Genomic DNA, 25,814 nt, shown 5'->3' with positions numbered 1-25,814 from the left:
TTTATCAGATATCCAGCAGCAGACGCGCCGGGTCTTCCAGCAGGTTCTTGATGGTCACCAGGAAAGTCACGGCTTCTTTACCATCGATCAGGCGGTGATCGTACGACAGCGCCAGGTACATCATCGGGCGGATCACGACCTGGCCGTTGATGGCCATCGGACGCTGGATGATGTTGTGCATGCCCAGGATCGCGGCTTGCGGTGGGTTGACGATCGGCGTCGACATCATGGAACCGAAGGTACCACCGTTGGTGATGGTGAAGGTACCACCGGTCATCTCGTCGATGGTCAGCTTGCCGTCACGGGCTTTCTTGCCGAAGCCGGCGATGCCGCCTTCGATTTCAGCCAGGCTCATCAGCTCGGCGTTACGCAGTACCGGCACTACCAGGCCACGGTCGCTGGACACGGCAACGCCGACGTCTGCATAGCCATGGTAGACGATATCGGTGCCATCGATGGAAGCGTTGACTGCCGGGTAGCGCTTGAGCGCTTCGGTAGCCGCTTTCACGAAGAACGACATGAAGCCCAGGCGCACGCCGTTGTGGCTCTTCTCGAACAGGTCCTTGTACTTCGAACGCAGGGCCATGACTTCGGTCATGTCGACTTCGTTGAAGGTGGTCAGCATCGCCATGTTCGACTGTGCTTCAACCAGGCGCTTGGCCACGGTGGCACGCACACGGGTCATCGGCACGCGCTTCTCGGTACGGTCGCCGGCGGCGAACACTGGCGCAGCAGCAGCCGGGGCGGCAGCCTTGGCCGGTGCGGCAGCAGGTGCGTTCTTCTTGGCTTCAACGGCGGCAACCACGTCTTCCTTGGTCACACGGCCATCTTTGCCGGTGCCCTTGACGGACGCCAGGTTGATGCCGTTTTCTTCCGCCAATTGACGCGCAGCCGGGGCGGCGATTGGATCTTCGCCACCTGCAGCCGGTGCGGCGGCAGGTGCAGCAGCAGCCGGTGCAGCAGCGGCAGCAGGCGCCGGAGCGGCAGCGCCGCCCTCTTCGATCGAGCCCAGCACCTGGTTCGACAGAACGGTAGCGCCTTCTTCGGCAACGATCGCGCCCAGTACGCCGTCGGCTTCGGCCAACACTTCCAGCACGACTTTGTCAGTCTCGATGTCGACGATCAGGTCGTCACGCTTGACGGCCTCGCCCGGTTTCTTGTGCCAGGTGGCAACGGTGCCATCGGCAACCGATTCCGGGAATGACGGGGCTTTGATTTCGATAGCCATTATCTGTAGGTCCTTAAAATTCGGTTTCAGTCAGCGCGAAGGCGTTAAACAGTGAAAGCATCTTGCAGCAGTTTTTCCTGCTGCTCGGCGTGCATCGACGCATAACCACACGCAGGTGCAGCAGAAGCATCACGACCGGCATATTCCAGGTTCAGCGCCCGGTTGTGGTTGCCGATACTGCGACGCAAATGATGCTGGCTGCTGTACCAGGCGCCCTGGTTCATCGGTTCTTCCTGACACCACACCACGTTCGTGAGCTGGGTGTAAGGCGCGATGATCTCCATGAGGTCATCTTCCGGGAACGGGTAAAGCTGCTCGATACGCACGATGGCGATGTCTTCGCGGCCTTCGGCGCGGCGTTTTTCCAGCAGGTCGTAGTAGACCTTGCCGCTGCACAGGATCAGGCGCGTGACCTTGGCCGGATCGAGTGTGTCGATTTCTGGAATAACGGTCTGGAACGAACCTTCGGCCAGGTCTTCCAGGGTCGAAATGGCCAGCTTGTGACGCAACAGTGATTTCGGCGTCAGCACGATCAACGGCTTGCGCAGCGGACGGATCACCTGACGACGCAGCAAGTGGTAGATCTGTGCCGGGGTTGTCGGCACGCATACCTGGATGTTGTGCTCGGCGCACAGTTGCAGGTAACGCTCCAGACGCGCCGAAGAGTGCTCCGGACCCTGGCCTTCATAACCGTGCGGCAGCAGCATGGTCAGACCGCACAGGCGGCCCCACTTGTGCTCGCCGCTGGTGATGAACTGGTCGATCACCACCTGGGCACCGTTGGCGAAGTCGCCGAACTGGGCTTCCCAGATCACCAGCGCCTGCGGCGTGGTGGTGGAGTAACCGTATTCGAACGCCAGCACGGCTTCTTCCGACAGGAACGAGTCGTACAGGTCGAAACGCGGCTGGCCTTCATACAGGTTCTGCAGCGGAACGTAGGTGCCCGCGTCTTTCTGGTTGTGCAGCACGGCATGACGGTGCGAGAACGTACCACGGCCGATGTCCTGGCCGGTCATGCGGATCGGGTGACCTTCGAACGCCAGGGTCGCGTACGCCATGGTTTCGGCGTAACCCCAGTTGATCGGCAGGCCGCCGACCTGCATCTTCTGACGGTCTTCGTAGATCTTCGACACTTGGCGCTGTACGACGAAGCCATCCGGAATTTCCAGCAGCTTGGCGGACAGTTCCTGCAGGGTCTTGAGGTCGAACGAGGTGTCGTGACGCGCGGTCCAGGTGTGACCCAGGTACGGACGCCAGTCGACGAACAGCTCTTTGTTCGGTTCCTTGACCAGGCTTTTTACCACATGCAGGCCGTTGTCCAGCGCGTTGCGGTATTCGTCGATCTTCGCCTGCACACGGGCTTCGTCAACGATGCCGGCCTTGGTCAGGCTTTCGGCATACAGTTCACGGGTGGTGCGCTGCTTGGTGATCTGCTGGTACATCAACGGCTGGGTGCCGCTTGGCTCATCCGCTTCGTTGTGACCGCGACGGCGGTAGCACACGAGGTCGATCACCACGTCACGCTTGAACTGCATGCGGTAGTCGACGGCCAGTTGGGTGACGAACAGCACAGCTTCCGGATCATCGCCATTCACATGGAGAATCGGCGCCTGGATCATCTTGGCAACGTCGGTGGCGTACTCGGTAGAGCGCGCGTCCAGCGGGTTGCTGATGGTGAAACCGACCTGGTTGTTGATAACGATGTGGACCGTGCCGCCCGTCTTGAAGCCACGGGTCTGCGACATCTGGAAGGTTTCCAGCACCACGCCTTGACCGGCGAATGCCGCGTCACCGTGGATGGAAATCGGCAGCACTTTCTCACCGGTGGCGTCGTTGCGACGGTCCTGGCGAGCACGCACCGAACCCTCGACCACTGGAGAAACGATTTCCAGGTGGGAGGGGTTGAACGCCATGGCCAGGTGAACTTCGCCGCCCGAGGTCATGACGTTGGACGAGAAGCCCTGGTGGTATTTGACGTCACCGGAACCCAGCTCGACCTTTTTCTTGCCTTCGAACTCGTCGAACAGCTCGCGCGGGTTCTTGCCGAAGGTATTGACCAGCACGTTCAGGCGACCACGGTGGGCCATGCCGATCACGACTTCCTTGGTGCCGTAGGAACCGGAACGCTGGATCAGCTCGTCGAGCATCGGAATCAGACTTTCGCCGCCTTCCAGGCCGAAACGCTTGGTGCCCGGGTATTTGGTGCCCAGGTATTTTTCCAGGCCCTCAGCGGCGGTTACGCGCTCGAGCAGGTGGCTGCGTACATCGGCGGACAACACCGGACGGCCACGCACGCCTTCCAGGCGATGCTGGAACCAGTGACGTTGCTCGGAATCGGTGATGTGCGTGAATTCAGCGCCGATGGTGCGGCAATATGTCTGCTGCAACGCTTCGTGAATTTCGCGTAGGCTCGCTTCCTCTTTGCCGATGAACAGGTCGCCGGCACGGAAGGTCGTATCAAGATCGGCATTGGTCAAGCCGTAATGATTGATCGACAGGTCAGCGGGTGCAGGACGCTTCCAGAGCCCCAGCGGGTCAAGCTGGGCCGCCTGGTGGCCACGCATCCGGTAAGCCTGGATCAGTCGCAGTACTTCAACTTGCTTCTTCTCGTGCTCACTGCTCACGCTGCCGGCGGAAACCGGTTGGGCGCGGCGCTGGTTCTTGGCCAGCAACACGAACTGATCGCGAATTGTTGCGTGCGATACATCGGTGGCAGCGTTGCCGCCTGAAGACAACGTCTGAAATTTGGTGCGCCATTCTTCTGGCACAGCGTTAGGGTCGTGCAGGTAGAGCTCATAAAGCTCTTCCACATAGGCAGCGTTACCACCTGAAAGATAGCCGCTGTTCCACATGCGCTGCATCACGCTTTCTTGCATGCTTGGTCACCCTCGATTTGGGGACACCACCGGCGAAAACACCGAGTTTGCTTGCAAAAGGCCAAGTGCAGCGACCAAAACAAGCCACTTAGGATCACGCTGATAGTTCGGGTACCAACCCGAATGCCCCTGCTTGTCTCATTTCTTCAAAATAAGAGCTGCGGCTTTGTAAGTCGCTGCTCAAGTTAAAACTACGGCGCCGGTTGAAGCCTGCGCCGCAGCATTTACGGGCACAACGGTCCTGCCTTGTTACAACGCCGGTTACACGCCGCTTTGCAGCAGCATGTTGCGGATGTGACCAATGGCCTTAGTCGGGTTCAGGCCTTTGGGACATACGTTGACGCAGTTCATGATCCCGCGGCAGCGGAATACGCTGAACGGGTCATCCAGCGAAGCCAGACGCTCGGATGTCTTGGTGTCACGGCTGTCTGCCAGGAAGCGGTACGCTTGCAGCAGAGCGGCTGGACCCAGGAACTTGTCCGGGTTCCACCAGAAGGACGGGCACGAGGTCGAGCAGCAGGCGCACAGAATGCACTCGTACAGACCGTCGAGCTTTTCACGCTCTTCAGGGGACTGCAGACGCTCGATGGCCGGAGCCGGCGTGTCGTTCTGCAGGAACGGCTTAACTTTCTCGTATTGCTTGTAGAAGATGCTCATATCGACAACCAGGTCACGGATAACCGGCAAACCTGGCAGTGGACGAACGATCAGCTTGTTGCCTTTAACCACGGCCGACAGCGGCGTGATGCACGCCAGACCGTTTTTGCCGTTGATGTTCATGCCGTCGGAACCGCACACACCTTCGCGGCAAGAGCGACGATAGGAGAAACCCTCGTCCTGCTCTTTGATCAGTGCCAGCACGTCCAGCACCATCAGGTCCTTACCACCGGTATCGACCTGGAATTCCTGCATGAACGGCGCAGCGTCCTGATCAGGGTTGTAGCGGTAAACACTGACTTTCAACATGGCAGCCACCCTTAGTAAGTCCGAATTTTCGGTTCAAACGTCGGAACAGTCTTCGGCGAGAAGTTCACGGCACGCTTGGTTACGCGCTTGTCACCCGGGAAGTACAGGGTGTGGCACAACCAGTTTTCGTCGTCGCGGTCTTCAAAGTCTTCACGGGCATGAGCACCACGGGATTCTTTACGAACCTCGGCGGCGATCGCCGTCGCTTCAGCCACTTCCAACAGGTTTTGCAGCTCAAGGGCTTCGATACGAGCGGTGTTGAATGCCTGGCTCTTATCGTTGATCTTGACGTTGCCGATGCGCTGGCGCAGATCCGCCAGCTGGGCGATACCCTTCTGCATGTATTCGCCGGTACGGAACACACCGAAGTAGTTCTGCATGCAGCTTTGCAGCTCGCGACGCAAGGTAGCCACGTCTTCGCCATCTGTGCGCTCGTTCAGCGCGTTCAGGCGGGCCAGGGCCGCTTCAATGTTGGCGTCGGTGGCGTCATCGTATTCGATGCCGTCGGTCAACGCTTTTTCCAGATGCAGGCCGGCCGCGCGGCCGAATACCACCAGGTCGAGCAGCGAGTTGCCGCCCAGACGGTTGGCACCGTGTACCGACACGCAAGCCACTTCGCCTACGGCGAACAGGCCATGGATGATTTCGTCCACGCCTTCGGCGTTCTGGGTGATCGCCTGGCCATGAATGTTGGTCGGCACGCCGCCCATCATGTAGTGGCAGGTTGGAACAACCGGCACCGGCGCAACCACAGGGTCAACGTGGGCGAAGGTCTTGGACAGCTCGCAGATACCTGGCAGACGGCTGTGCAGCACTTCTTCGCCCAGGTGATCGAGCTTGAGCAGTACGTGGTCGCCGTTAGGGCCACAGCCGTTGCCGGCAATGATCTCTTTAACCATGGAACGGGCCACGACGTCACGACCGGCAAGGTCCTTGGCGTTCGGCGCATAACGCTCCATGAAACGCTCGCCGTTCTTGTTGATCAGGTAACCACCTTCACCACGGCAGCCTTCGGTAACCAGTACACCGGCGCCGGCGATGCCGGTTGGGTGGAACTGCCACATTTCGATGTCCTGCACCGGCACGCCGGCACGCAGGGCCATGCCAACGCCGTCACCGGTGTTGATCAGGGCGTTGGTGGTGGAGGCGTAGATACGGCCTGCACCGCCAGTCGCCAATACAGTGGCCTTGGCGCGGATGTAGGAGGTTTCACCGGTTTCAATGCAGATGGCGATCACACCGACGAATGCGCCGTCGGCGTTCTTCACCAGGTCCACCGCGTAGTACTCGTTCAGGAACGTGGTACCGGCTTTCAGGTTGCCCTGATAGAGGGTGTGCAGCAGCGCGTGACCGGTACGGTCGGATGCTGCGCAGGTACGGGCAGCCTGCCCGCCCTTACCGTAATCCTTCGACTGGCCGCCGAATGGACGCTGGTAGATACGGCCTTGCTCGGTACGGGAGAACGGCAGACCCATGTGGTCCAGCTCGAACACTGCAGCCGGGCCTTCCTGACACATGTATTCGATAGCGTCCTGGTCACCGATATAGTCGGAACCCTTGACAGTATCGTACATGTGCCAGCGCCAGTCATCGTTCGGATCGGCGGAAGCGATGGCGCAGGTGATGCCACCCTGGGCGGATACGGTGTGCGAACGGGTCGGGAACACCTTGGTGATCACGGCAGTCTTGTGACCACCCTGGGCCAGCTGCAGCGCAGCGCGCATGCCGGCACCGCCGCCACCAATAATGATGGCGTCGAAGGAAATAGTTGGAATGTTAGCCATGAATCAGATACCCCAAAGAATCTGCACACCCCAGACGAAGTAAGCGAACATCGCGATGCCGCAGACTGCCTGAAAGAGAAAACGGACTGCGGTCGCGGACTTGCCCAGCGCCATCGGCGTCAGGTAGTCGGTTGCGATGGTCCACATGCCGACCCAGGCGTGAGCGCCCAGGGCCACAAGGGCCAGCAGACTGAAGATTCGCATCGCATTGTGGGCGAACAGGCCGTGCCATTGTTCGTAGCCGATGCCCGGGTTTGCGACGAGGTATCCGATCAGGAAAATGAAATAAGCCGCGAGAACGACCGCAGACACACGCTGTGCCATCCAGTCATAGAGGCCTGAACGGGACAGATTCGTTACGCTGGTTACCATATCCAAACTCCTGCCAGAACGATCAGCACCACGGAAATGGCGATGATGATTTTCGAGCCCCGGCGGCCGCCTTCCAGCGTCTCACCGATGCCTGCATCCATGATCAAGTGGCGCACGCCGGCTACCAGGTGATACAGCAGAGCGGACAGAAGGCCCCATGCTACGAACTTGGCCAGCGGGCTGGTCAAGTATGCCTTCACCTCGGCGTAACCTTCCGCGGACTCCAGGGATTTGCTCAATGCGTAAAGCATGATGCCCAGGCCGAGGAACAGGATGATGCCGGAAACACGGTGCAGGAACGACGTAACGCCGGTGATGGGGAGTTTGATGGTCCTTAGGTCTAGGTTTACAGGTCGTTGGCTATTCACGGCTTTTTTTCACACTGAAGAGCCCCTAACAATCAGGGCAAAGTTGTTGGGGAGTGCGACTGGTCAGGTAAGCACCACCCAGGGAGTGCGACCCCCAATGAAAGCAAGCCCAAAAGCCCTTGGCGGTCGGTGGCCGAGTATAGACAGTTAGGCTACTAATGACAACGCGCACTCCTCACCCTAATAGTGGATTGCGCTGGCGCTATAAAAGGCGTAAACGGCAGTCAATTTCGACGAAAAAGTACGGTTAAAGCCTTCTGGAGCAAGACTTTAGGCAAATTGACATCTGAATTTATCTCACTATAGTGGTGCGGGCCCTGCGTGGGGGGCTGTCTGATGATTTGAAGCATAAATAGGAGGCCACATGGCTGACAAAAAAGCGCAGTTGATCATCGAGGGCGCAGCCCCCGTCGAGCTGCCCATTTTAACCGGCACCGTTGGTCCCGATGTAATCGACGTACGGGGCCTGACGGCCACGGGCCGTTTCACTTTCGACCCAGGCTTCATGTCGACCGCCTCATGCGAGTCGAAGATCACCTATATCGATGGCGATAATGGCATTCTGCTGCACCGCGGCTATCCGATCGAGCAACTCGCCGAACAGTCGGACTACCTGGAAACCTGCTACCTGCTGCTAAATGGCGAACTGCCAACAGCCGAGCAAAAGGCCCAGTTCGTCAGCACTGTGAAGAACCACACCATGGTTCACGAGCAGTTGAAGACCTTCTTCAACGGCTTCCGTCGCGACGCCCACCCAATGGCCGTCATGTGCGGCGTGGTCGGCGCCCTGTCGGCCTTCTATCACGACTCCCTGGACATCAATAACCCGCAGCATCGCGAAATCTCCGCGATCCGCCTGGTTGCCAAGATGCCGACCCTGGCCGCGATGGTCTACAAGTACTCCATGGGCCAGCCCATGATGTACCCGCGCAACGACCTGACGTACGCAGAAAACTTCCTGCACATGATGTTCAACACGCCGTGCGAGATCAAACCGATCAGCCCGGTGCTCGCCAAGGCCATGGACCGGATCTTCATCCTCCATGCCGACCACGAGCAGAACGCCTCGACCTCCACCGTGCGCCTGGCAGGCTCCTCGGGTGCCAACCCGTTCGCCTGTATTGCCGCCGGCATTGCCGCACTCTGGGGCCCTGCCCACGGCGGTGCGAACGAAGCCGTGTTGACCATGCTCGATGAAATCGGCGATGTTTCGAACATCGACACATTCATCGCCAAGGCCAAGGACAAGAACGATCCGTTCAAGTTGATGGGCTTCGGTCACCGGGTCTACAAGAACCGCGACCCACGCGCCACCGTGATGAAGCAGACCTGCGACGAAGTGTTAAAGGAGCTGGGCATCAAGAACGATCCGCAACTCGAACTGGCCATGCGCCTGGAAGAGATCGCCCTGACCGACCCGTACTTCATCGAACGCTCGCTGTACCCGAACGTCGACTTCTACTCGGGGATCATCCTCAAGGCCATCGGCATTCCAACCAGCATGTTCACCGTGATCTTCGCCCTGGCGCGGACCGTGGGCTGGATCTCCCACTGGAAGGAAATGCTCTCCAGCCCGTACAAGATTGGCCGCCCGCGCCAGCTGTACACCGGCTACGAGTCGCGTGACATTACCAAGTTGGAAGATCGCAAGTAAGCACTTAGCTTAGTTGTACTGAGAACGGCCTCCCTTAGTGGAGGCCGTTTTTGTTTGTGCCGACTGGTCTACCGCTATCGCAGGCAAGCCAGCTCCCACATTTAACTGCATTCCAAAGGGTGTACCCGGTCGGATGTGGGAGCTGGCTTGCCTGCGATAGCAATGGCCCAGACAGCACCGAACCCCAGGCAAAAAAATACCCCGGCCTTTCGACCGGGGCATTTCCTATCCCGCTACAACCTTAGTGATTAACCGCCCCACTCGCCCCCAGGCCAGTCTGCGAACGCACAAACTGCGGGAAGTACAACGCACGCTCTTTCTCTGCCGCCGCCGACTTGTCGGTAATGGAGAAGAACCAGATACCCACGAACGCGATGATCATCGAGAACAGCGCCGGGTATTCGTACGGGAAAATCGCTTTTTCATGATGCAGGATCGAGACCCAGATGGTCGGGCCCAGGATCATCAGGCCCACGGCACTGATCAGACCGAGCCAGCCGCCGATCATGGCGCCACGGGTGGTGAGGTTTTTCCAGTACATGGAAAGCAGCAGCACCGGGAAGTTACAGCTGGCGGCAATCGAGAACGCCAGGCCCACCATGAACGCAATGTTCTGGCTTTCGAACAGGATGCCCAGGCCGATTGCCAACGCGCCAAGGGCCACGGTGGTGATCTTCGAGACGCGAATCTCATCCTTGTCGTTGGTCTTGCCTTTCTTGATCACGCTGGCATATAGGTCATGGGACACCGCCGAGGCACCGGCCAGGGTCAGGCCGGCAACCACCGCAAGGATGGTGGCGAACGCCACGGCCGAGATGAAGCCCAGGAAAATACTGCCACCCACCGCGTCGGCCAGATGCACCGCTGCCATGTTGTTACCGCCCAGCAAGGCGCCGGCCGCGTCCTTGAACGCAGGGTTGGTGCTGACCAGCAGGATCGCGCCAAACCCGATTATGAAGGTCAGGATGTAGAAGTAGCCGATGAAACCGGTGGCATACAGGACGCTCTTGCGCGCTTCCTTGGCGTCGCTCACGGTGAAGAAGCGCATCAGGATGTGCGGCAGGCCGGCGGTACCGAACATCAGCGCCAGACCCAACGAGAATGCCGAAATCGGATCCTTCACCAGACCACCAGGGCTCATGATCGCTTCACCTTTGGGGTGAACCTTGATCGCCTCGGAGAACAGCATGTTGAAGTCGAAGTTGACATGCTTCATCACCATCAGTGCCATGAACGAAGCACCGGACAGCAACAGCACCGCCTTGATGATCTGCACCCAGGTGGTCGCCAGCATGCCGCCGAACAGCACGTACATGCACATCAGGATGCCGACCAGGATCACCGCGACGTGATAGTCCAGGCCGAACAGCAGTTGGATCAACTTGCCAGCGCCAACCATCTGCGCGATCAGGTAGAACGCCACCACCACCAGTGAGCCACAGGCCGACAGGCTGCGGATCTGGGTTTGCCCCAGACGATAGGACGCCACATCGGCGAAGGTGTACTTGCCCAGGTTGCGCAGGCGCTCGGCGATCAGGAACAGAATGATCGGCCAGCCCACCAGAAAGCCGATCGAATAGATCAAGCCGTCGTAGCCGGAGGTGTAAACCAGTGCGGATATGCCCAGGAAAGACGCCGCAGACATGTAGTCACCGGCAATCGCCAGGCCGTTCTGGAAACCGGTGATCTTGCCGCCCGCCGCATAATAGTCGGCGGCAGACTTGTTACGCTTGGAAGCCCAGTAGGTGATGCACAAGGTGGCCCCCACAAACGCAACGAACATCACGATCGCCGAGATGTTCAGCGGTTGCTTTTGCACGGCACCGGTCAATGCGTCAGCCGCCCAGACAGCCGGAGCAAACAGCGAAGCGCCGAATATAGCCAATAGACGCCGGATCATTGCGCAGCCTCCTTGAGAATCGCATTGTTCAGGTCGTCAAATTCGCCATTGGCCCGGCGCACGTAGATGCCGGTCAGGACAAAGGCCGACACAATCAGGCCGACGCCCAGGGGAATGCCCCAGGTAATCGACGCACCGGGGCTGATCTTGGCCCCCAGCACTTGTGGCCCATAGGCGATCAACAGGATGAAAGCGGAGTACAGCCCGAGCATGATCGCCGAGAGAATCCAGGCGAACCTTTCCCTTTTTCTCACCAGCTCCTTGAAGCGCGGGCTGTTTTGAATCGAGAGGTAAATGCTGTCGTTCATTATTTTTATCCTCGCAGCACAGCTTTTTTATTATTGGAACATAGGCACTGTATGCGGCTCTGGAACAGGTTCCAGACGACCTTAGTAGTAGAGGGAGTGTAGCGAGGGATTGGGAGGGTGCAGAAACATTTGCGGGGGACGAAAATAATGTGGGAGGGGACTTGCTCCCGATGGCGATGGGTCAGTCAAAATACCTGTGACTGGCATGCCGCCATCGGGAGCAAGCCCCCTTTCACAAGGGGTTGCATCAAGGCTGGGGTTACTTAGCAGTCCATTCGGCTACGCGCTCAGGGTGCTTGGCCACCCAGTCCTTGGCTGCTGCATCAGGCTTGGCGCCTTCTTGAATGGCCAGCATGACTTCGCCGATTTCATCCTTGGAGGCCCACTGGAATTTTTTCAGGAAGGCCGCGACTTCCGGCGCTTTCTTCTCCAGGCCCTTGCTGCCGATGCTGTTGACGGTTTCAGCAGCACCATAAATCCCTTTTGGATCGTCCAGGAAACGCAGTTTCCACTTGGCGAACATCCAGTGTGGCACCCAACCGGTGACCGCAATGGATTCCTGCTTGTCTTCGGCGCGGGTCAGTTCGGCGATCATTGCGGCGCCGGAGCTGGCCTGCAGCTTGTAATCGAGGCCGTACTGCTTGATCGCTTCGTCGGTCTTGAGCATCACGCCTGAACCGGCGTCGATGCCGACGATCTTGTTCTTGAAGGTGGTATCGGTCTTGAGGTCTTCGATGGACTTGGCCTTGACGTACTCCGGCACGATCAGGCCGATCTTCGCATCCTTGAAGTTGGGGCCGTAGTCGACCACCTTGTCCTTGTTCTTGGTCCAGTATTCACCGTGGGTCACCGGCAGCCAGGCGGAGAGCATGGCGTCGAGTTTGCCGGTGGCAACGCCCTGCCACATGATCCCGGTAGCGACCGCTTGCAGTTTTACGTCGTAGCCGAGCTTCTGCTTGATCACCTCTGCCGCCACGTGAGTGGTGGCAACGCTGTCGGACCACCCATCCACGTAGCCGATGCTCAGGGTCTTGCTGTCGGCGCTGGCCAGTGTGGAGCCCATCGCAACTACCAGAGTGGCAGCTGCGCCCAAGAGTCGTCGCATCTTCATAGTCTTCCCCGAAAGTGCTGCGCCCGGCGGATGCCGAGCGACGTCAACCTGTTGTTATAGGGTGCACCGCGCCCCCATCACGCGCGTCGATCACGGTGGTACGTCATCAGTGGAGTGCTGACGCTTGGATCATCAACCTGAGCGGGCATTCGACCTGCTCTGTCAGCGACCTCGGTTAAGCAAGAAACGACACCACATAGCCAGTAGGACGATTTGTAGGATTTGTCGCCAAAATCCCGCCCGAACTTTGCATGTCAAAAGTATGCAGCCCCACTGGGACGCGACAAATCCGGGTAAGATGCGCGCCTTTGCTCCCCCCAGAAAAGCCGACCATGCCCGCGACCGCCCGCTTCCCTGCCCTGCCCTATGTCCTAGCCTTGCTCCTCAGCGTGTTGGCCCTCGTCGGCTATTGGTACGGCCTGGGCCGTTCCGTGGTGCTGCCGGACGTCGCCAGCGCCAGCCACAAGCTGCAATGCGCGTCCTATACGCCGTTCGACAAGGACCAATCGCCCTATGACCAGCCGTTCACCCTGCGCCCCGAGCGCATGGACGCCGACCTGGCCCTGCTGGCCACGCGATTTGAGTGCATCCGCACTTATTCGATGTACGGCCTTGAGGCCATGCCGGCGCTGGCCCGCAAGCACGGCTTGAAGTTGATGATTGGGGCCTGGGTCAGCAGTGATCCGATCGCCACCAAAAAGGAAGTCGAGCTGCTGATCGTCGCTGCCAACGCCAACCCCGATGTGGTGACGTCAGTGATCGTCGGCAACGAAGCGCTGCTGCGCAAGGAAGTCACCGCCGCGCAACTGGTGAAGCTCATCCAGACCGTCAAAAGCCAGATCAAACAGCCGGTAACCTACGCCGATGTGTGGGAGTTCTGGCTGCAGCACCCGGAAATCGCTCCGGCTGTGGACTTCCTGACCATTCACCTGCTGCCGTACTGGGAAGATGACCCGTCCGGCATCGACCAGGCCCTCCAGCATGTGGGCGATGTGCGCCAGACCTTCGGCCACAGGTTCCCTGACAAGGACATTCTGATCGGTGAAACCGGCTGGCCCAGCCAGGGCCGCCAGCGCGAGACGGCTGTGCCGAGTCGGGTCAACCAGGCGAAGTTCATGCGCGGCTTCGTTGCCATGGCCGAAGCCAATGGCTGGCACTACAACCTGATCGAAGCCTTTGACCAGCCGTGGAAACGCATCAATGAAGGCGCAGTGGGCGGCTATTGGGGGCTGTTCGATGCTGATCGTCAGGAAAAGGGCATCCTCGCCGGACCGGTGAGCAATGTGCCCTACTGGCAGGTGTGGCTGGGCGCCGGCGCAGTCATTCTATTGACTGTGTTGGTGCTGGGCGGCCGCGTACGCAGCACGCGCAACGCCCTGGCGCTGCCGCTGTTGGGCGCCGTCGCCGCGGCTTCCATCGGCACCTGGGCCGAGCTGGCCCGCGTAACGGCTCGCTCCACGGATGAATGGGCCTGGGCCGCTGTGCTGGTGATGTTGAACCTGCTGATACTGGCTCACGCGGCTCTCGCCCTGAGTACCCGTGAGGGTTGGCGTGAGCGGGCATTCGCCTGGATGGAGCGGCGGGCGGGCTGGCTGGTGGGGATGGCCGGGTTCGCAGGCGCGGTGATGATGCTCGCCATGGTGTTCGACCCGCGTTATCGCAGCTTTCCCAGCGCGGCGCTGGTGTTGCCGGCATTGGTGTACCTGCTGCGCCCGGTCAGCGGGCCGCGTCGGGAGCTGGTGCTGCTGACCGTGATCATCGGTGCGGGCATTGCGCCGCAGCTGTATCAGGAAGGATTGCACAATCAACAGGCATGGGGTTGGGCGGTGGTCAGCCTGTTCATGGCTTTGGCATTATGGCGGTGCCTGAGGGTGCGCAAGGTCTGAAACCGCTATCGCAGGCAAGCCAGCTCCCACATTTTAACCGCGTTCACAGTGAGCAATATGTGAACCCAATCAACTGTGGGAGCGGGCTTGCCCGCGATGAGGCCTTTCAGGCGGCGCGCGGCGTTCTGACCAACCGCAACCCCGCAATCACCAACGCAAACACCGCAAAATTGGCGTTGTACAACACCAGCGCCGGCACCCCAAACAGCAAGGCCAACAGCGCCAACCCGAGTCCCGCGCGCCCTGGCACAAAGAACGCCAGCACAGCCGGTACCAACGTCAGCCAGCCCAGCATCTGGAAGTGAATCATCAACCCCAGGTTCGAACGCACCTGGCATTCCCAGCGGCTGGCCTCGTCGGCGCAAAGGCCAACCCACTGCGCATCTTCCACAAAACCATAGCGCGCGCCATAACTGGCAGCCAGCCATAACGACAGGGCAATCAGCAGCAAAATCAAGGAGAAGCGGCGAGACATGGGGCACTCCGATAGGCAAAAACGGCGCTCAGCTTAATGCCCCGCCGGCCGATGGCAAGGGACATACACACAATTAGTGTTCACCAATGCGTGGCAAAGTGTATCTTCTGCCTGCTATAGCCCAATTCTGATGTAATTTTCCGACATTTTAGTGCCGAGTGATGGCACTTCGGCGATTACGTGGTGGTCATAGCCTGCGAACTTCATTCAGCACCTTTTCCTCTTAGGGATCCAGTCATGCTCCGTTCCTTGCGCTGCGCTGCCTTGCTGGGCAGCCTATTTTTGAGTGCGTCAGCACTGGCGGTCGATATCGACCAGGCCAGCTATGGCTACCCTTTGACCAACCCGTTCGAAGCGACCATCGCAACCACCCCGCCTGACCTTCGGCCGACCCTGCCGACCGACGACGAGATCAACCAGTCCGACCACACCCTGAACATGCGCCCCGAGCGCGAGTTCAGCCTGCCGGACAACTTCTGGGCAGTGAAGAAACTCACCTATCGCATCGCCAAACAGGACCACGCCGCGCCGCTGATCTTCCTCATCGCCGGCACCGGCGCGCGGTTCGACAGCAGCATCAACGAATACCTGAAAAAGCTGTATTACCAGGCCGGCTACCACGTGGTGCAACTCTCGTCGCCCACCAGCTTCGACTTCATCAGCGCCGCCTCGCGCTTCGCCACCCCGGGCATCACCCAGGAAGACGCCGAAGACATGTACCGCGTGATGCAGGCCGTGCGTGCGCAGAATGCCTCGCTGCCGGTGACCGACTTTTACCTCACCGGTTACAGCCTGGGTGCGCTGGATGCAGCCTTCGTCAGCAAGCTCGACGAGACCCGCCGCAGCTTCAATTTCAAGAAAGTGCTGCTGCTCAACCCGCCAGTGAACCTGTACACCTCGATCACCAACCTCGACAAACTGGTGCAGACCGAGGTCAAGGGCATCAACAACACCACCACCTTCTATGAGCTGGTACTGAACAAGCTGACCCGTTACTTCCAGCAAAAGGGCTACATCGACCTCAACGACGCCCTGCTCTACGACTTCCAGCAATCCAAGCAGCACCTGACCAACGAACAGATGGCCATGCTGATCGGCACCTCGTTCCGCTTCTCGGCTGCCGACATTGCCTTTACCTCGGACCTGATCAACCGTCGCGGCCTGATCATTCCACCCAAATATCCGATCACCGAAGGCACCAGCCTCACGCCGTTCCTCAAGCGTGCGCTGCAGTGCGACTTCGACTGCTACCTCACCGAGCAAGTCATTCCGATGTGGCGTGCGCGCTCCGATGGCGGCAGCCTGCTGCAACTGGTCGACCAGGTGAGCCTGTATGCGTTGAAGGACTACCTGCACGCCAGCTCTAAAATCGCGGTGATGCACAACGCCGATGACGTGATCCTCGGCCCTGGCGACCTGGGCTTCCTGCGTAAAACCTTCGGCGATCGCTTGACCGTCTATCCACTGGGCGGCCACTGCGGCAACCTCAATTACCGCGTCAACGCCGACGCCATGCTGGAGTTCTTCCGTGGCTAAATATCTTCTGCTGCTTGCCGCTCTGATGTGCGCAGGCGTGGCCAATGCCGACAACAGCAAGGCCCATGAGCCGATCAAGGTCGACGCCGATGGCTTCAAGGAACCGCTGACCAAGCTCAAGTTCAACCCGGGCCTGGACCAGCGCGAGTTCGAGCGTTCGTCCCTCACCGCGCTCAACGTGTACGACCCGCTGGAATCGTGGAACCGCCGCGTGTATCACTTCAACTACCGCTTCGACCAATGGGTGTTCCTGCCGGTGGTCGACGGCTATCGCTACGTCACGCCCAGTTTCCTGCGCACCGGCGTGAGCAACTTCTTCAACAACCTGGGCGACGTGCCCAACCTGCTCAACAGCCTGCTGCAGCTCAAGGGCCACCGCTCGCTGGAAACCACCGGGCGCCTGCTGGTCAACACCACCATCGGCATCGCCGGCCTGTGGGACCCCGCCACCGCCATGGGCCTGCCGCGCCAGAGCGAAGACTTCGGTCAGACACTGGGCTTCTACGGCGTCCCGGGCGGCGCCTACGTGGTGCTGCCGATCTTCGGCCCCTCCAACCTGCGCGACACCGCGGGCCTGCTGGTGGACTACACCGCCGAGAACCAGATCAACTTCCTGAACGTGGCCGAAGTCAGCTCCAACCACCCGGAGATCTGGGCGTTGCGTGCCGTAGACCGGCGCTATCAGACCAGCTTCCGTTACGGTCAGATGAACTCGCCATTCGAGTATGAGAAGGTGCGGTATATCTATACCGAATCGCGCAAGTTGCAGATTGCCGAGTAAACCGCGTCGATATAAAAAGGCCATTCAACCGAATGGCCTTTTTTATTGCCTTTAACCAGACAAAACCCAATTAACTATTTCGGCACAGACTGCGGCGCCATGCTTTACGGGCACATTGTTGAGGCTCGCGGATGGCCGGTGCTACCATGCGCAACCGCCTGTCCTGGCAAGGAAACCTCTGGTTTATGAGCACCATTCGCGAGCGCAATAAAGAAAAAATCCTGCGGGCGGCGAGCGAGGAGTTTGCCGACAAGGGCTTCGCCGCGACCAAAACCAGCGACATAGCCGCCAAGGCCGGGCTGCCCAAGCCCAACGTCTACTATTACTTCAAGTCCAAGGACAATCTCTACCGCGAGGTGCTCGAAAGCATCATCGAGCCGATATTGGCCGCCTCCACGCCGTTCAATCCCCAGGGCGACCCCAAGGACGTACTGAGCAACTACATCCGCTCGAAAATCCGCATCTCCCGCGACCTGCCCTTCGCTTCCAAAGTATTCGCCAGCGAAATCATGCACGGCGCGCCGCACTTGAGCGGCGAACAGGTCGAACAACTCAATGCCCAGGCCAGACACAATATCGACTGCATCCAGAGCTGGGTGGATCGCGGGTTGATCGCGGCGATTGATCCTCATCACTTGATGTTCAGCATTTGGGCGGCCACCCAGACCTATGCCGATTTCGACTGGCAGATTTCAGCGGTGACCGGCAAGGCCAAGCTGGATGAGGCGGACTATGAAGCGGCGGCGCAGACGATTATTCGGTTGGTATTGAAAGGGTGTGAGCCGGACTGATGGATCGGGGTGAAACCATCGCGGGCAATCCCGCTCCCACCTTGCTCTGCGTCGTACACAACATGTATTAACAACCCAAATCCCCTGTGGGAGCGGGCTCGCCCGCGATAGCGTCCTTCCAGACACATCCTGCCAAAAGCCTATCGATCAGCATTGGCAGCCGAGATCTAGCCTCTCAGAACTCCATCTGAACGAAGGCAAAGGAATGTCCGATCTCCCCGCTTCAAAGCGTCTGCGCATAGGTCGTTGTGACGAACTCAATCGTATCTACCTGCTGACCAGCAATACCCTGGGCCGTGAGCCCATCTTCAGTGACTTCAAACTCGGTCGTCTGGTCGTACAGCAATTGCGGATTGCCCAGAATCAAGGTCTGGCTACTTCACTGGCCTGGGTCGTGATGCCAGACCATTTCCACTGGCTGATATCACTGGAGAAAGGATCGTTGGCCGATCTGATGCGCCAAGTCAAATCCAGAAGCACTCGCGTTGTGAATGCAGTTGCCCGGCGCCAAGGACGCCTTTGGCAACCAGGCTTCCATGATCATGCATTGCGTAGGGAAGAAAGCCTTCAAGGGGTGGCCCGATATATTGTGGCCAACCCCTTGAGGGCTGGCCTGGTGAAGAAATTTGGCGACTATCCACTGTGGGATGCCATTTGGCTTTGACTTGGGACCGAGTCGCTGCCATCGCAGGCAAGCCAGCTCCCACAGGATTACACCGTCCAATGTGGGAGCTGGCTTGCCTGCGATGGGGCCCTAAAGATAATCCAATCAATCTGGCACCCCCGCATCCGCCAGCAACCCCATCCCCTCAACCGCCGTAATCGCGCATTGCTCATCAATATCCGACGTATCTCCGCTGATCCCGATCGCCCCCAGCACCGCGCCCGCCTCGTCCCGAATCAACACCCCGCCCGGTGCCGGCACCACGCTGCCGTGTCCCAGGCTGTTCAACGCGGCGATAAAAGCGGGGCGCTGTTGTGCGTCCAGCGCCAGCAGGCGTGAGCCCTTGCCCATTGCAATAGCCCCCCAAGCCTTGCCGATGGCGATCTGCGGGCGCAGCAGGCTGGCGCCGTCTTCACGTTGAAGGGTGATCAGATGGCCACCGCTGTCGAGCACCGCGATGCTCAGGGGCGCGGCGGACATTGCGCGGCCAGCAGTGATGGCGTGGCAGGTCAATTGAGTGGCGAGTTTCAAGGTTAACGCGCTCATGGTGCCGTCCTTCTTCTTTTTATTAGAATGCGCTGGAGGGTGTTCAGCCAGACAAAAAGAATACATTCAACAATTATTTTGTATACAAAATAAATAACAGATAGCGTTGATTCATCGAAAAATCCGTTTCGACTGAGGAAAAAGCTCCTTATCGGAAAGACATTGACCTGCGCAGCACGCCGTGAATAAACTCCGACCAAGAAAAAATTGTATACAATTAAAACAATACGAGGCGCCAAAATGAGCAGAATGAGAGCAATCGAAGCCGCCGTGCTGGTGATGCGTCGCGAGGGCGTTAACACCGCCTTCGGCATCCCGGGCGCCGCGATCAACCCGCTGTATTCGGCCTTGCAGAAGATCGGCGGCATTGATCACATCCTCGCTCGCCACGTTGAAGGCGCCTCGCACATGGCTGAGGGCTACACCCGCGCACGGGCCGGCAATATCGGTGTGTGCATCGGCACCTCGGGGCCTGCGGGCACCGACATGGTCACGGGCCTCTACAGCGCGTCGGCCGACTCGATTCCAATCCTGTGCATCACCGGCCAGGCACCTCGTGCCCGCCTGCACAAGGAAGACTTCCAGGCCGTGGACATCACCAGCATCGTCAAGCCGGTGACCAAATGGGCGACCACCGTGCTGGAGCCGGGCCAGGTGCCCTACGCGTTCCAGAAAGCCTTTTATGAAATGCGCTCCGGCCGCCCTGGCCCGGTGCTGATCGACCTGCCGTTCGATGTACAGATGGCCGAGATCGAATTCGACATCGACGCCTACCAACCGCTGCTCCCGGCCAAACCGCTGGCCACCCGTACTCAGATAGAAAAGGCCCTGGCCCTGCTCGATGCGGCCGAACGCCCGTTGCTGGTGAGCGGCGGCGGCGTGATCAATGCCGACGCCAGCGACTTGCTGGTGGCATTCGCCGAGCTGACCGGCATTCCGGTGATCCCGACCCTGATGGGCTGGGGCACCATTCCCGATGATCACCCGCAGATGGTGGGCATGGTCGGCCTGCAAACCTCGCACCGTTACGGCAACGCGACCCTGCTCGAATCAGACCTGGTGCTGGGCATCGGCAACCGCTGGGCCAACCGCCATACCGGCTCGGTGGAGGTGTACACCGAGGGGCGCATGTTCATCCATGTCGACATCGAGCCGATGCAGATCGGCCGCGTATTCACCCCAGACCTGGGCATTGTGTCCGACGCCGGTGCCGCACTGACGATGTTCATCGAGGTGGCCCGCGAATGGAAAGCCGCCGGCAAACTCAAGGACCGCAGCGCCTGGCTGCATGACTGCCGGCAGCGCAAGGCCACCCTGCAGCGCAAGACCCACTTCGATAATGTGCCGGTCAAGCCGCAGCGGGTATACGAAGAGATGAACCAGGTATTCGGCAAAGACACCTGCTACGTCAGCACCATCGGCCTGTCGCAGATTGCCGGCGCACAATTCCTGCACGTCTATAAACCCCGCCACTGGATCAACTGCGGCCAGGCCGGGCCCCTGGGCTGGACCATTGCGGCGGCCCTCGGCGTGGTCAAGGCCGATCCGAGCCGCACGGTGGTGGCGCTGTCGGGCGACTATGACTTTCAGTTCATGATCGAAGAGCTGGCGGTGGGCGCGCAGTTCAAGCTGCCGTACATCCATGTGGTGGTGAACAATGCCTACCTGGGCTTGATACGCCAGGCCCAGCGCGGCTTCGACATGGACTACTGCGTACAGCTGTCCTTCGACAACCTCAACGCGCCGCAGTTGAACGGCTATGGCGTCGACCATGTGGCCGTCGCCGAGGGCCTGGGTTGCAAGGCCCTGCGGGTGTTCGAGCCGGGCCAGATCCAGCCCGCGTTGCGCAAGGCCCAGGCAATGATCGAGGCATTCCAGGTGCCGGTGATCGTTGAGATCATTCTGGAACGGGTGACCAATATTTCCATGGGCACCGAGATCAACGCTGTCAATGAGTTCGAGGACCTGGCCCTGGTCGGCCACGATGCGCCGACAGCCATTGCCCTGCTCGATTAAGGAGAACCCTATGCCACGCTTTGCCGCCAACCTGTCCATGCTGTTTACCGAACAGGACTTTCTCGCCCGCTTCAAGGCGGCCGCCGACGCCGGTTTCGCCGGCGTCGAATACCTGTTCCCGTACGAATTCAGCGCCACCGAAATCAAGGCGCAGCTCAAGGCCAACGGCCTGACCCAGGTGCTGTTCAACTTGCCGGCCGGTGACTGGGCCAAGGGCGAGCGCGGCCTGGCGTGCCACCCGGAGCGGGTCGAGGAGTTCCGCGCCGGTGTCACGCTCGCCATCGCCTACGCCCAGGTGCTGGGCAATACCCAGGTGAACTGCCTGGCGGGCATTCGCCCCGAAGGGGTCGACGATAAAACCGTGGAGCAGACCTTTGTCGCCAACCTCAAATACGCCGCCGAACATCTGAAGGCGGCCGACCTCCGGTTGGTGATGGAAATGATCAACACCCGCGATATCCCGGGGTTTTACCTGAACAACACCGCGCAGGCCCTGGCGATCCGCGAGCAGGTGGCCAGTGACAATCTGTTCCTGCAATACGACATCTACCACATGCAGATCATGGAGGGCGACCTGGCCCGGACCATGGCCACTCACCTGGATGTGATCAACCACATCCAACTGGCCGACAACCCAGGGCGTAACGAGCCAGGCACCGGCGAGATCAACTACCGCTTCCTGTTCGAACACTTGGACCGCATCGGGTACCCGGGTTGGGTCGGCTGTGAATACAAGCCGCTGACCACCACCGAAGCAGGGCTTGGCTGGCTGAAAAGCCATAACGCCATCTAATAAAAAGAGGCTTTCATCATGGCTAACATCGGATTTATCGGCACCGGCATCATGGGCATGCCCATGGCTGCGAACCTGCAGAAAGCAGGTCACCAACTGTTCCTCTCCGAACATCACGGCAAGGCGCCGGCCGAATTGATCAGCACCGGCGCCGTGGCCCTGGCCACCCCGCAACAAGTTGCCCGGGAAGCCGAATTCATCATCGTCATGGTGCCCGACACCCCGCAGGTCGAGGATGTGCTGTTCGGTGCCGAGGGCGTGGCCGCCGGGCTGTCGCCGGACAACGTGGTGATCGACATGAGTTCGATCTCTCCCACCGCCACCAAGGCCTTTGCGGCAAAGATCAACGAGAGCGGCGCCCACTACCTCGATGCACCGGTGTCCGGCGGTGAAGTCGGCGCCAGGGCCGGCAGCCTGAGCATCATGGTCGGTGGCCAGCCGCGGGTCTTCGAGCGCGCCCTGCCGCTGCTGCAGAGCATGGGCAAGAACATCACGCTGGTTGGCGGCAATGGCGATGGCCAGACAGCCAAGGTGGCCAACCAGATCATCGTGGCACTGAACATCCAGGCGGTGGCCGAAGCGCTGCTGTTCGCGGCAAAGAACGGCGCCGATCCGGCCAGGGTGCGTGACGCGCTGATGGGTGGCTTTGCCGCCTCCCGAATCCTCGAAGTGCACGGCGAGCGCATGATCAACGGCACCTTCGATCCCGGCTTTCGTATCAACCTGCACCAAAAGGATTTGAACCTGGCGCTGGCCGGGGCAAAAGAGCTGGGGATCAACCTGCCCAATACCGCCTCCACCCAGCAGGTGTTCAGCACCTGCACGGCACTCGGGGGCGGCAACTGGGACCATTCGGCACTGATCAAGGGCCTGGAGCACATGGCGAACTTCTCGATTCGCGAACAGTAAATGCGATCCCTGTGGGCGGGGGCTTGCGCCCGATGGGTTCACCACGGTCTCGCTGACTCACCCAAAATCCGCCCCCACATGGACAGCCCCTTCGAATCCCCCTAGGCTTGCCCGATCTTCGATTCGGGCGTTCTTTATGCACAGTAATAACGATTGGCGTCAGCAGCTCTACGTCATGGTTTTCCAGAGCGACACCGTCGCCGGGCGGCGCTTTGACGGCATCCTGCTGCTGATCATCCTCGCCAGCCTGGTGATCGTGATGCTCGACAGCATCGACCAGGTCCACCAGAACTACGCCGATGTGCTGGCCTATATCGAGTGGGGCTTCACCCTGATCTTCGCCGTCGAGTACTGCCTGCGCCTGTATTGCTCGCCCAAGCCATTGCGTTATGCCTTCAGCTTTTACGGGCTGGTGGACCTGCTGGCCATCGTGCCCGGCATCCTCGCGCTGTATTACAGCGACGCCCAGTACCTGTTGATCATCCGCATCATCCGCATGCTGCGGATTTTCCGTGTGCTCAAGCTCAGCCCCTACCTCAAGCAGGCCAACTACCTGATGGCGGCGCTGCGCGGCAGCAAGCAGAAGATCGTGGTATTCCTGGTCAGCGTGTGCACCCTGGTGACCGTGTTCGGCACCTTGATGTATGTGATCGAAGGCCCGGAGCACGGTTTTACCAGCATTCCCAAGGGCATCTATTGGGCGATCGTGACCCTGACCACCGTGGGCTTTGGCGACATCGTGCCCAAAACCCCGTTGGGCCAGGTGATTTCGTCACTGGTGATGATCACCGGCTACTCGATCATCGCAGTGCCCACCGGGATCTTCACCGCTGAACTGGCCAGCGCCATGCGCGGTGAACAGCTGCAAACCGACTGCCCGGTGTGCAACAAAAACAGCCATGAGCCCAATGCGGCGTTCTGTTCGCGCTGTGGCAGTAATCTTTTCAGGAAAGTGGAATAAGCAAAGTTCTTTTTAATCTTTAAGGCGCCAGGCGGGTGCCGCTATAGTCGCTGGCACAGTGCCTCCCCTCTTCTCGCACAACAAGGAATGAGCAGTGAAAAAACTCGTCAGCGCCTCTCTCCTGGCCGCCGGCCTTGCCCTCGCAGGCGCCGTGCAGGCCGCACCGGTCACACTGCTCAACGTCTCCTACGACGTGATGCGCGATTTCTACAAGGACTACAACACAGCCTTCCAGAAGCACTGGGACAGCGAGCACCCGAACGACAAGCTGACCCTGCAGATGTCCTTCGGCGGTTCCAGCAAACAGGCGCGCTCGGTCATCGATGGCCTTCCGGCCGACGTGATTACCATGAACATGGCCACCGACATCAATGCGCTGGCCGATAACGGCAAACTGGTGCCGGACAACTGGGTCACCCGCCTGCCGAACAACAGCGCGCCGTTCACTTCGGCCACCGTGTTCATCGTGCGCAAGGGCAACCCGAAAGCCCTGAAAGACTGGCCGGACCTGTTGAAAGACGGCGTGCAAGTGATCGTGCCCAACCCCAAAACCTCCGGTAATGGCCGCTACACCTACCTGTCAGCCTGGGGTTATGTGCTCAAGAACGGTGGCGACGAAGACAAGGCCAAGGCCTTTGTCGGCAAGCTGTTCAAGCAGGCGCCGGTGCTGGACACCGGTGGCCGCGCCGCGACCACCACGTTCATGACCAACCAGATCGGCGACGTGCTGGTGACCTTCGAGAACGAAGCGGAAATGATCGCCCGTGAATTCGGTCGCGATCAGTTCGAGGTGATCTACCCAAGCGTTTCCGCCGAAGCCGAACCGCCGGTGTCGGTGGTCGACAAGGTCGTCGACAAGAAAGGTACTCGCGCAGCCGCCGAAGACTACCTCAAGTACCTGTGGTCGCCCGAAGGCCAGGAAATCGCCGCCAACAACTACCTGCGGCCACGTGACCCGGCGGTGCTGGCCAAGTACACCGACCGCTTCCCGAAAGTCGACTTCCTGTCGGTGGAGAAGACCTTTGGCGACTGGCGCACCGTGCAGAAGACCCACTTCAATGATGGTGGCGTGTTCGACCAGATCTACTCCGGTCAATAATCAAACGCGGTCAGAACCTGTGGGAGCGGGCTTGCCCGATCCCACATTGGTTTTGCATTCGCCAACTATATCGGCGGTGTAACGCCATCTTTTCCGGCAGAGATGGCCTGGGCAGTGACTTTTCCGCCCGCCCCCTGGGACGCGAACAACACCACCTTCACGCCCGGCTTGAGCAACGTGCGATCCCCAGGCTCCAGATTGACGATCGGCACATCCTCCGGCACCACGATCTTCTGCTCGCCGCCCTTGTATTTGACGGTCAACGTACGCCCTTTGCTGACCACCAGATCCCCGACGGTACCGTTGGTCATGCTGCTGCCTTCTTTTAAATCGAATGCTCGATGCCCTTCGCCCGTGCCGGCCATGGCCGGGGGGAATACGTGGACTTCAAGAGCGGTCAGCGTGCCGTCAGCATTGGGCATGGCGGCCGAGCCGATGTAGCTGCCCGGCTTGATCTGGTCAATTTTGGTCAGGGTAACGGCGCGCACCTGGGTCGAGGGAGTGAGGTGCACGACCACGTCTTCGCCGCTGTTGACCTTGACGTGCATGGCATCCCCGTCCATCGCGGTGATGGCGCCGCGTACGCCAACGCGCGGTGCCTCGGCCGCGTGCGCCAGGCCAACCGCCATGGCAGCGGCAAGGGTTGAGGCCACAATCATCTTGTTCAACGTGATCTTCATCGCAGTGGATTTCCTGTTTCGGCAATTGTGACTGAATGTATCATTGCCCGGCATAAGTGATATCACGCCAAACAGCCTACTCGTCCCAGAGCGTTGCCTCTACTCTCGCT

General features: G+C 59.7%; 23 protein-coding genes. 11 read left to right on the top strand and 12 right to left on the bottom strand.

Annotation, left to right across the window (positions count from 1 at the left end; translation table 11 throughout):
• Nucleotides 1-4 precede the first annotated feature (4 nt).
• From odhB to sdhC, 6 genes are all read right to left on the bottom strand, one after another.
• Complete coding sequence (odhB, locus tag H045_RS05270) at nt 5-1,228, bottom strand: 2-oxoglutarate dehydrogenase complex dihydrolipoyllysine-residue succinyltransferase (protein WP_003233239.1); 1,224 nt, start codon at nt 1,226-1,228, stop codon at nt 5-7.
• A 44-nt stretch (nt 1,229-1,272) separates the two neighbouring features.
• A complete protein-coding gene (locus H045_RS05265; RefSeq protein ID WP_015371643.1) occupies nt 1,273-4,104 on the bottom strand; it encodes a 2-oxoglutarate dehydrogenase E1 component in 2,832 nt (943 codons plus the stop codon).
• 261 nt (nt 4,105-4,365) lie between these two features.
• On the bottom strand, nt 4,366-5,070 hold the full coding sequence (locus H045_RS05260; protein WP_003172807.1) for a succinate dehydrogenase iron-sulfur subunit: 705 nt from the start codon (nt 5,068-5,070) through the stop codon (nt 4,366-4,368).
• An 11-nt stretch (nt 5,071-5,081) separates the two neighbouring features.
• The gene (gene sdhA, locus H045_RS05255; protein WP_003233243.1) at nt 5,082-6,854 is read right to left on the bottom strand and encodes a succinate dehydrogenase flavoprotein subunit; all 1,773 of its coding nucleotides are present in this window, start codon (nt 6,852-6,854) and stop codon (nt 5,082-5,084) included.
• Nucleotides 6,855-6,857: 3 nt separating this feature from the next.
• Nucleotides 6,858-7,226 (bottom strand): succinate dehydrogenase, hydrophobic membrane anchor protein, encoded by a 369-nt coding sequence (gene sdhD / locus H045_RS05250; protein WP_003233245.1) that lies wholly within the window; start codon nt 7,224-7,226, stop codon nt 6,858-6,860.
• The gene (gene sdhC, locus H045_RS05245; RefSeq protein ID WP_003233247.1) at nt 7,220-7,594 is read right to left on the bottom strand and encodes a succinate dehydrogenase, cytochrome b556 subunit; all 375 of its coding nucleotides are present in this window, start codon (nt 7,592-7,594) and stop codon (nt 7,220-7,222) included. The genes sdhD and sdhC overlap by 7 nt, the downstream gene beginning before the upstream one ends.
• A gap of 364 nt (nt 7,595-7,958) precedes the next feature.
• Here sdhC and gltA point away from each other — a divergent pair, with 364 nt between their 5' ends.
• On the top strand, nt 7,959-9,248 hold the full coding sequence (gene gltA, locus H045_RS05240; RefSeq protein ID WP_003233249.1) for a citrate synthase: 1,290 nt from the start codon (nt 7,959-7,961) through the stop codon (nt 9,246-9,248).
• Nucleotides 9,249-9,489: 241 nt separating this feature from the next.
• On the opposite strand, the gene H045_RS05235 is transcribed toward gltA, so the two are convergent.
• The 3 genes from H045_RS05235 to H045_RS05225 all read right to left on the bottom strand — a co-directional run bounded on the left by H045_RS05235 (nt 9,490) and on the right by H045_RS05225 (nt 12,567).
• Nucleotides 9,490-11,148, bottom strand: coding sequence for a cation acetate symporter (locus H045_RS05235; RefSeq protein ID WP_003233251.1), 1,659 nt, complete (start codon nt 11,146-11,148; stop codon nt 9,490-9,492).
• Nucleotides 11,145-11,456: a DUF485 domain-containing protein gene (locus tag H045_RS05230; protein WP_003233253.1), complete on the bottom strand. Its 312-nt coding sequence runs from the start codon at nt 11,454-11,456 to the stop codon at nt 11,145-11,147. Before H045_RS05230 ends, H045_RS05235 begins: the two co-directional genes overlap by 4 nt.
• A gap of 259 nt (nt 11,457-11,715) precedes the next feature.
• Nucleotides 11,716-12,567, bottom strand: coding sequence for a glycine betaine ABC transporter substrate-binding protein (locus H045_RS05225; protein WP_003233255.1), 852 nt, complete (start codon nt 12,565-12,567; stop codon nt 11,716-11,718).
• Between the two features lie 332 nt (nt 12,568-12,899).
• Here H045_RS05225 and H045_RS05220 point away from each other — a divergent pair, with 332 nt between their 5' ends.
• Nucleotides 12,900-14,453, top strand: a complete 1,554-nt coding sequence (locus tag H045_RS05220) for a glycoside hydrolase family 17 protein (protein ID WP_015371642.1) — start codon at nt 12,900-12,902, stop codon at nt 14,451-14,453.
• Nucleotides 14,454-14,559: 106 nt separating this feature from the next.
• Here the strand turns inward: H045_RS05220 and H045_RS05215 are convergent, their stop codons facing one another.
• Nucleotides 14,560-14,928, bottom strand: a complete 369-nt coding sequence (locus tag H045_RS05215) for a hypothetical protein (protein ID WP_003233259.1) — start codon at nt 14,926-14,928, stop codon at nt 14,560-14,562.
• Between the two features lie 237 nt (nt 14,929-15,165).
• On the opposite strand from H045_RS05215, the gene H045_RS05210 reads away from it, so the two are divergent.
• The 4 genes from H045_RS05210 to H045_RS05195 all read left to right on the top strand — a co-directional run bounded on the left by H045_RS05210 (nt 15,166) and on the right by H045_RS05195 (nt 18,700).
• The gene (locus H045_RS05210) at nt 15,166-16,464 is read left to right on the top strand and encodes a serine protein kinase PrkA (protein WP_015371641.1); all 1,299 of its coding nucleotides are present in this window, start codon (nt 15,166-15,168) and stop codon (nt 16,462-16,464) included.
• On the top strand, nt 16,457-17,245 hold the full coding sequence (locus tag H045_RS05205) for an MlaA family lipoprotein (RefSeq protein ID WP_003233263.1): 789 nt from the start codon (nt 16,457-16,459) through the stop codon (nt 17,243-17,245). Before H045_RS05210 ends, H045_RS05205 begins: the two co-directional genes overlap by 8 nt.
• Before the next feature lie 185 nt (nt 17,246-17,430).
• Nucleotides 17,431-18,036: a TetR/AcrR family transcriptional regulator gene (locus H045_RS05200; RefSeq protein WP_015371640.1), complete on the top strand. Its 606-nt coding sequence runs from the start codon at nt 17,431-17,433 to the stop codon at nt 18,034-18,036.
• Nucleotides 18,037-18,241: 205 nt separating this feature from the next.
• On the top strand, nt 18,242-18,700 hold the full coding sequence (locus H045_RS05195) for an REP-associated tyrosine transposase (RefSeq protein ID WP_015371639.1): 459 nt from the start codon (nt 18,242-18,244) through the stop codon (nt 18,698-18,700).
• 105 nt (nt 18,701-18,805) lie between these two features.
• Here H045_RS05195 and H045_RS05190 read toward each other — a convergent pair whose 3' ends face one another.
• The gene (locus H045_RS05190) at nt 18,806-19,246 is read right to left on the bottom strand and encodes a GlcG/HbpS family heme-binding protein (protein WP_015371638.1); all 441 of its coding nucleotides are present in this window, start codon (nt 19,244-19,246) and stop codon (nt 18,806-18,808) included.
• A 240-nt stretch (nt 19,247-19,486) separates the two neighbouring features.
• Here H045_RS05190 and gcl point away from each other — a divergent pair, with 240 nt between their 5' ends.
• The 5 genes from gcl to H045_RS05165 all read left to right on the top strand — a co-directional run bounded on the left by gcl (nt 19,487) and on the right by H045_RS05165 (nt 25,024).
• Nucleotides 19,487-21,262 (top strand): glyoxylate carboligase, encoded by a 1,776-nt coding sequence (gene gcl / locus H045_RS05185; RefSeq protein ID WP_015371637.1) that lies wholly within the window; start codon nt 19,487-19,489, stop codon nt 21,260-21,262.
• A 10-nt stretch (nt 21,263-21,272) separates the two neighbouring features.
• On the top strand, nt 21,273-22,055 hold the full coding sequence (hyi, locus tag H045_RS05180) for a hydroxypyruvate isomerase (protein ID WP_015371636.1): 783 nt from the start codon (nt 21,273-21,275) through the stop codon (nt 22,053-22,055).
• An 18-nt stretch (nt 22,056-22,073) separates the two neighbouring features.
• A complete protein-coding gene (locus H045_RS05175) occupies nt 22,074-22,964 on the top strand; it encodes a 2-hydroxy-3-oxopropionate reductase (protein WP_015371635.1) in 891 nt (296 codons plus the stop codon).
• Nucleotides 22,965-23,100: 136 nt separating this feature from the next.
• On the top strand, nt 23,101-23,925 hold the full coding sequence (locus H045_RS05170) for an ion transporter (protein ID WP_015371634.1): 825 nt from the start codon (nt 23,101-23,103) through the stop codon (nt 23,923-23,925).
• Between the two features lie 94 nt (nt 23,926-24,019).
• Entirely contained in the window at nt 24,020-25,024 is a 1,005-nt protein-coding gene (locus H045_RS05165) for a sulfate ABC transporter substrate-binding protein (RefSeq protein WP_015371633.1), read from the top strand.
• 65 nt (nt 25,025-25,089) lie between these two features.
• On the opposite strand, the gene H045_RS05160 is transcribed toward H045_RS05165, so the two are convergent.
• Nucleotides 25,090-25,704: a DUF5666 domain-containing protein gene (locus tag H045_RS05160; protein WP_015371632.1), complete on the bottom strand. Its 615-nt coding sequence runs from the start codon at nt 25,702-25,704 to the stop codon at nt 25,090-25,092.
• Nucleotides 25,705-25,814 lie beyond the last annotated feature (110 nt).

It is taken from the genome of Pseudomonas poae RE*1-1-14, assembly GCF_000336465.1.
GTDB classification, from domain to species: Bacteria; Pseudomonadota; Gammaproteobacteria; order Pseudomonadales; family Pseudomonadaceae; genus Aquipseudomonas; species Aquipseudomonas poae.
Note: the sequence above shows the minus strand (reverse complement) of the source record. Positions and strands in the feature narration are given on the sequence as shown.

Bases quoted from the DNA above. Each gene is read 5' to 3' on its own strand.
- odhB (WP_003233239.1), bottom strand. From the start codon at position 1,228: ATGGCTATCGAAATCAAAGCCCCGTCATTCCCGGAATCGGTTGCCGAT.
- H045_RS05265 (WP_015371643.1), bottom strand. From the start codon at position 4,104: ATGCAAGAAAGCGTGATGCAGCGCATGTGGAACAGCGGCTATCTTTCA.
- H045_RS05260 (WP_003172807.1), bottom strand. From the start codon at position 5,070: ATGTTGAAAGTCAGTGTTTACCGCTACAACCCTGATCAGGACGCTGCG.
- sdhA (WP_003233243.1), bottom strand. From the start codon at position 6,854: ATGGCTAACATTCCAACTATTTCCTTCGACGCCATCATTATTGGTGGC.
- sdhD (WP_003233245.1), bottom strand. From the start codon at position 7,226: ATGGTAACCAGCGTAACGAATCTGTCCCGTTCAGGCCTCTATGACTGG.
- gltA (WP_003233249.1), top strand. From the start codon at position 7,959: ATGGCTGACAAAAAAGCGCAGTTGATCATCGAGGGCGCAGCCCCCGTC.
- H045_RS05235 (WP_003233251.1), bottom strand. From the start codon at position 11,148: ATGATCCGGCGTCTATTGGCTATATTCGGCGCTTCGCTGTTTGCTCCG.
- H045_RS05230 (WP_003233253.1), bottom strand. From the start codon at position 11,456: ATGAACGACAGCATTTACCTCTCGATTCAAAACAGCCCGCGCTTCAAG.
- H045_RS05225 (WP_003233255.1), bottom strand. From the start codon at position 12,567: ATGAAGATGCGACGACTCTTGGGCGCAGCTGCCACTCTGGTAGTTGCG.
- H045_RS05220 (WP_015371642.1), top strand. From the start codon at position 12,900: ATGCCCGCGACCGCCCGCTTCCCTGCCCTGCCCTATGTCCTAGCCTTG.
- H045_RS05215 (WP_003233259.1), bottom strand. From the start codon at position 14,928: ATGTCTCGCCGCTTCTCCTTGATTTTGCTGCTGATTGCCCTGTCGTTA.
- H045_RS05210 (WP_015371641.1), top strand. From the start codon at position 15,166: ATGCTCCGTTCCTTGCGCTGCGCTGCCTTGCTGGGCAGCCTATTTTTG.
- H045_RS05200 (WP_015371640.1), top strand. From the start codon at position 17,431: ATGAGCACCATTCGCGAGCGCAATAAAGAAAAAATCCTGCGGGCGGCG.
- H045_RS05195 (WP_015371639.1), top strand. From the start codon at position 18,242: ATGTCCGATCTCCCCGCTTCAAAGCGTCTGCGCATAGGTCGTTGTGAC.
- H045_RS05190 (WP_015371638.1), bottom strand. From the start codon at position 19,246: ATGAGCGCGTTAACCTTGAAACTCGCCACTCAATTGACCTGCCACGCC.
- gcl (WP_015371637.1), top strand. From the start codon at position 19,487: ATGAGCAGAATGAGAGCAATCGAAGCCGCCGTGCTGGTGATGCGTCGC.
- hyi (WP_015371636.1), top strand. From the start codon at position 21,273: ATGCCACGCTTTGCCGCCAACCTGTCCATGCTGTTTACCGAACAGGAC.
- H045_RS05175 (WP_015371635.1), top strand. From the start codon at position 22,074: ATGGCTAACATCGGATTTATCGGCACCGGCATCATGGGCATGCCCATG.
- H045_RS05170 (WP_015371634.1), top strand. From the start codon at position 23,101: ATGCACAGTAATAACGATTGGCGTCAGCAGCTCTACGTCATGGTTTTC.
- H045_RS05160 (WP_015371632.1), bottom strand. From the start codon at position 25,704: ATGAAGATCACGTTGAACAAGATGATTGTGGCCTCAACCCTTGCCGCT.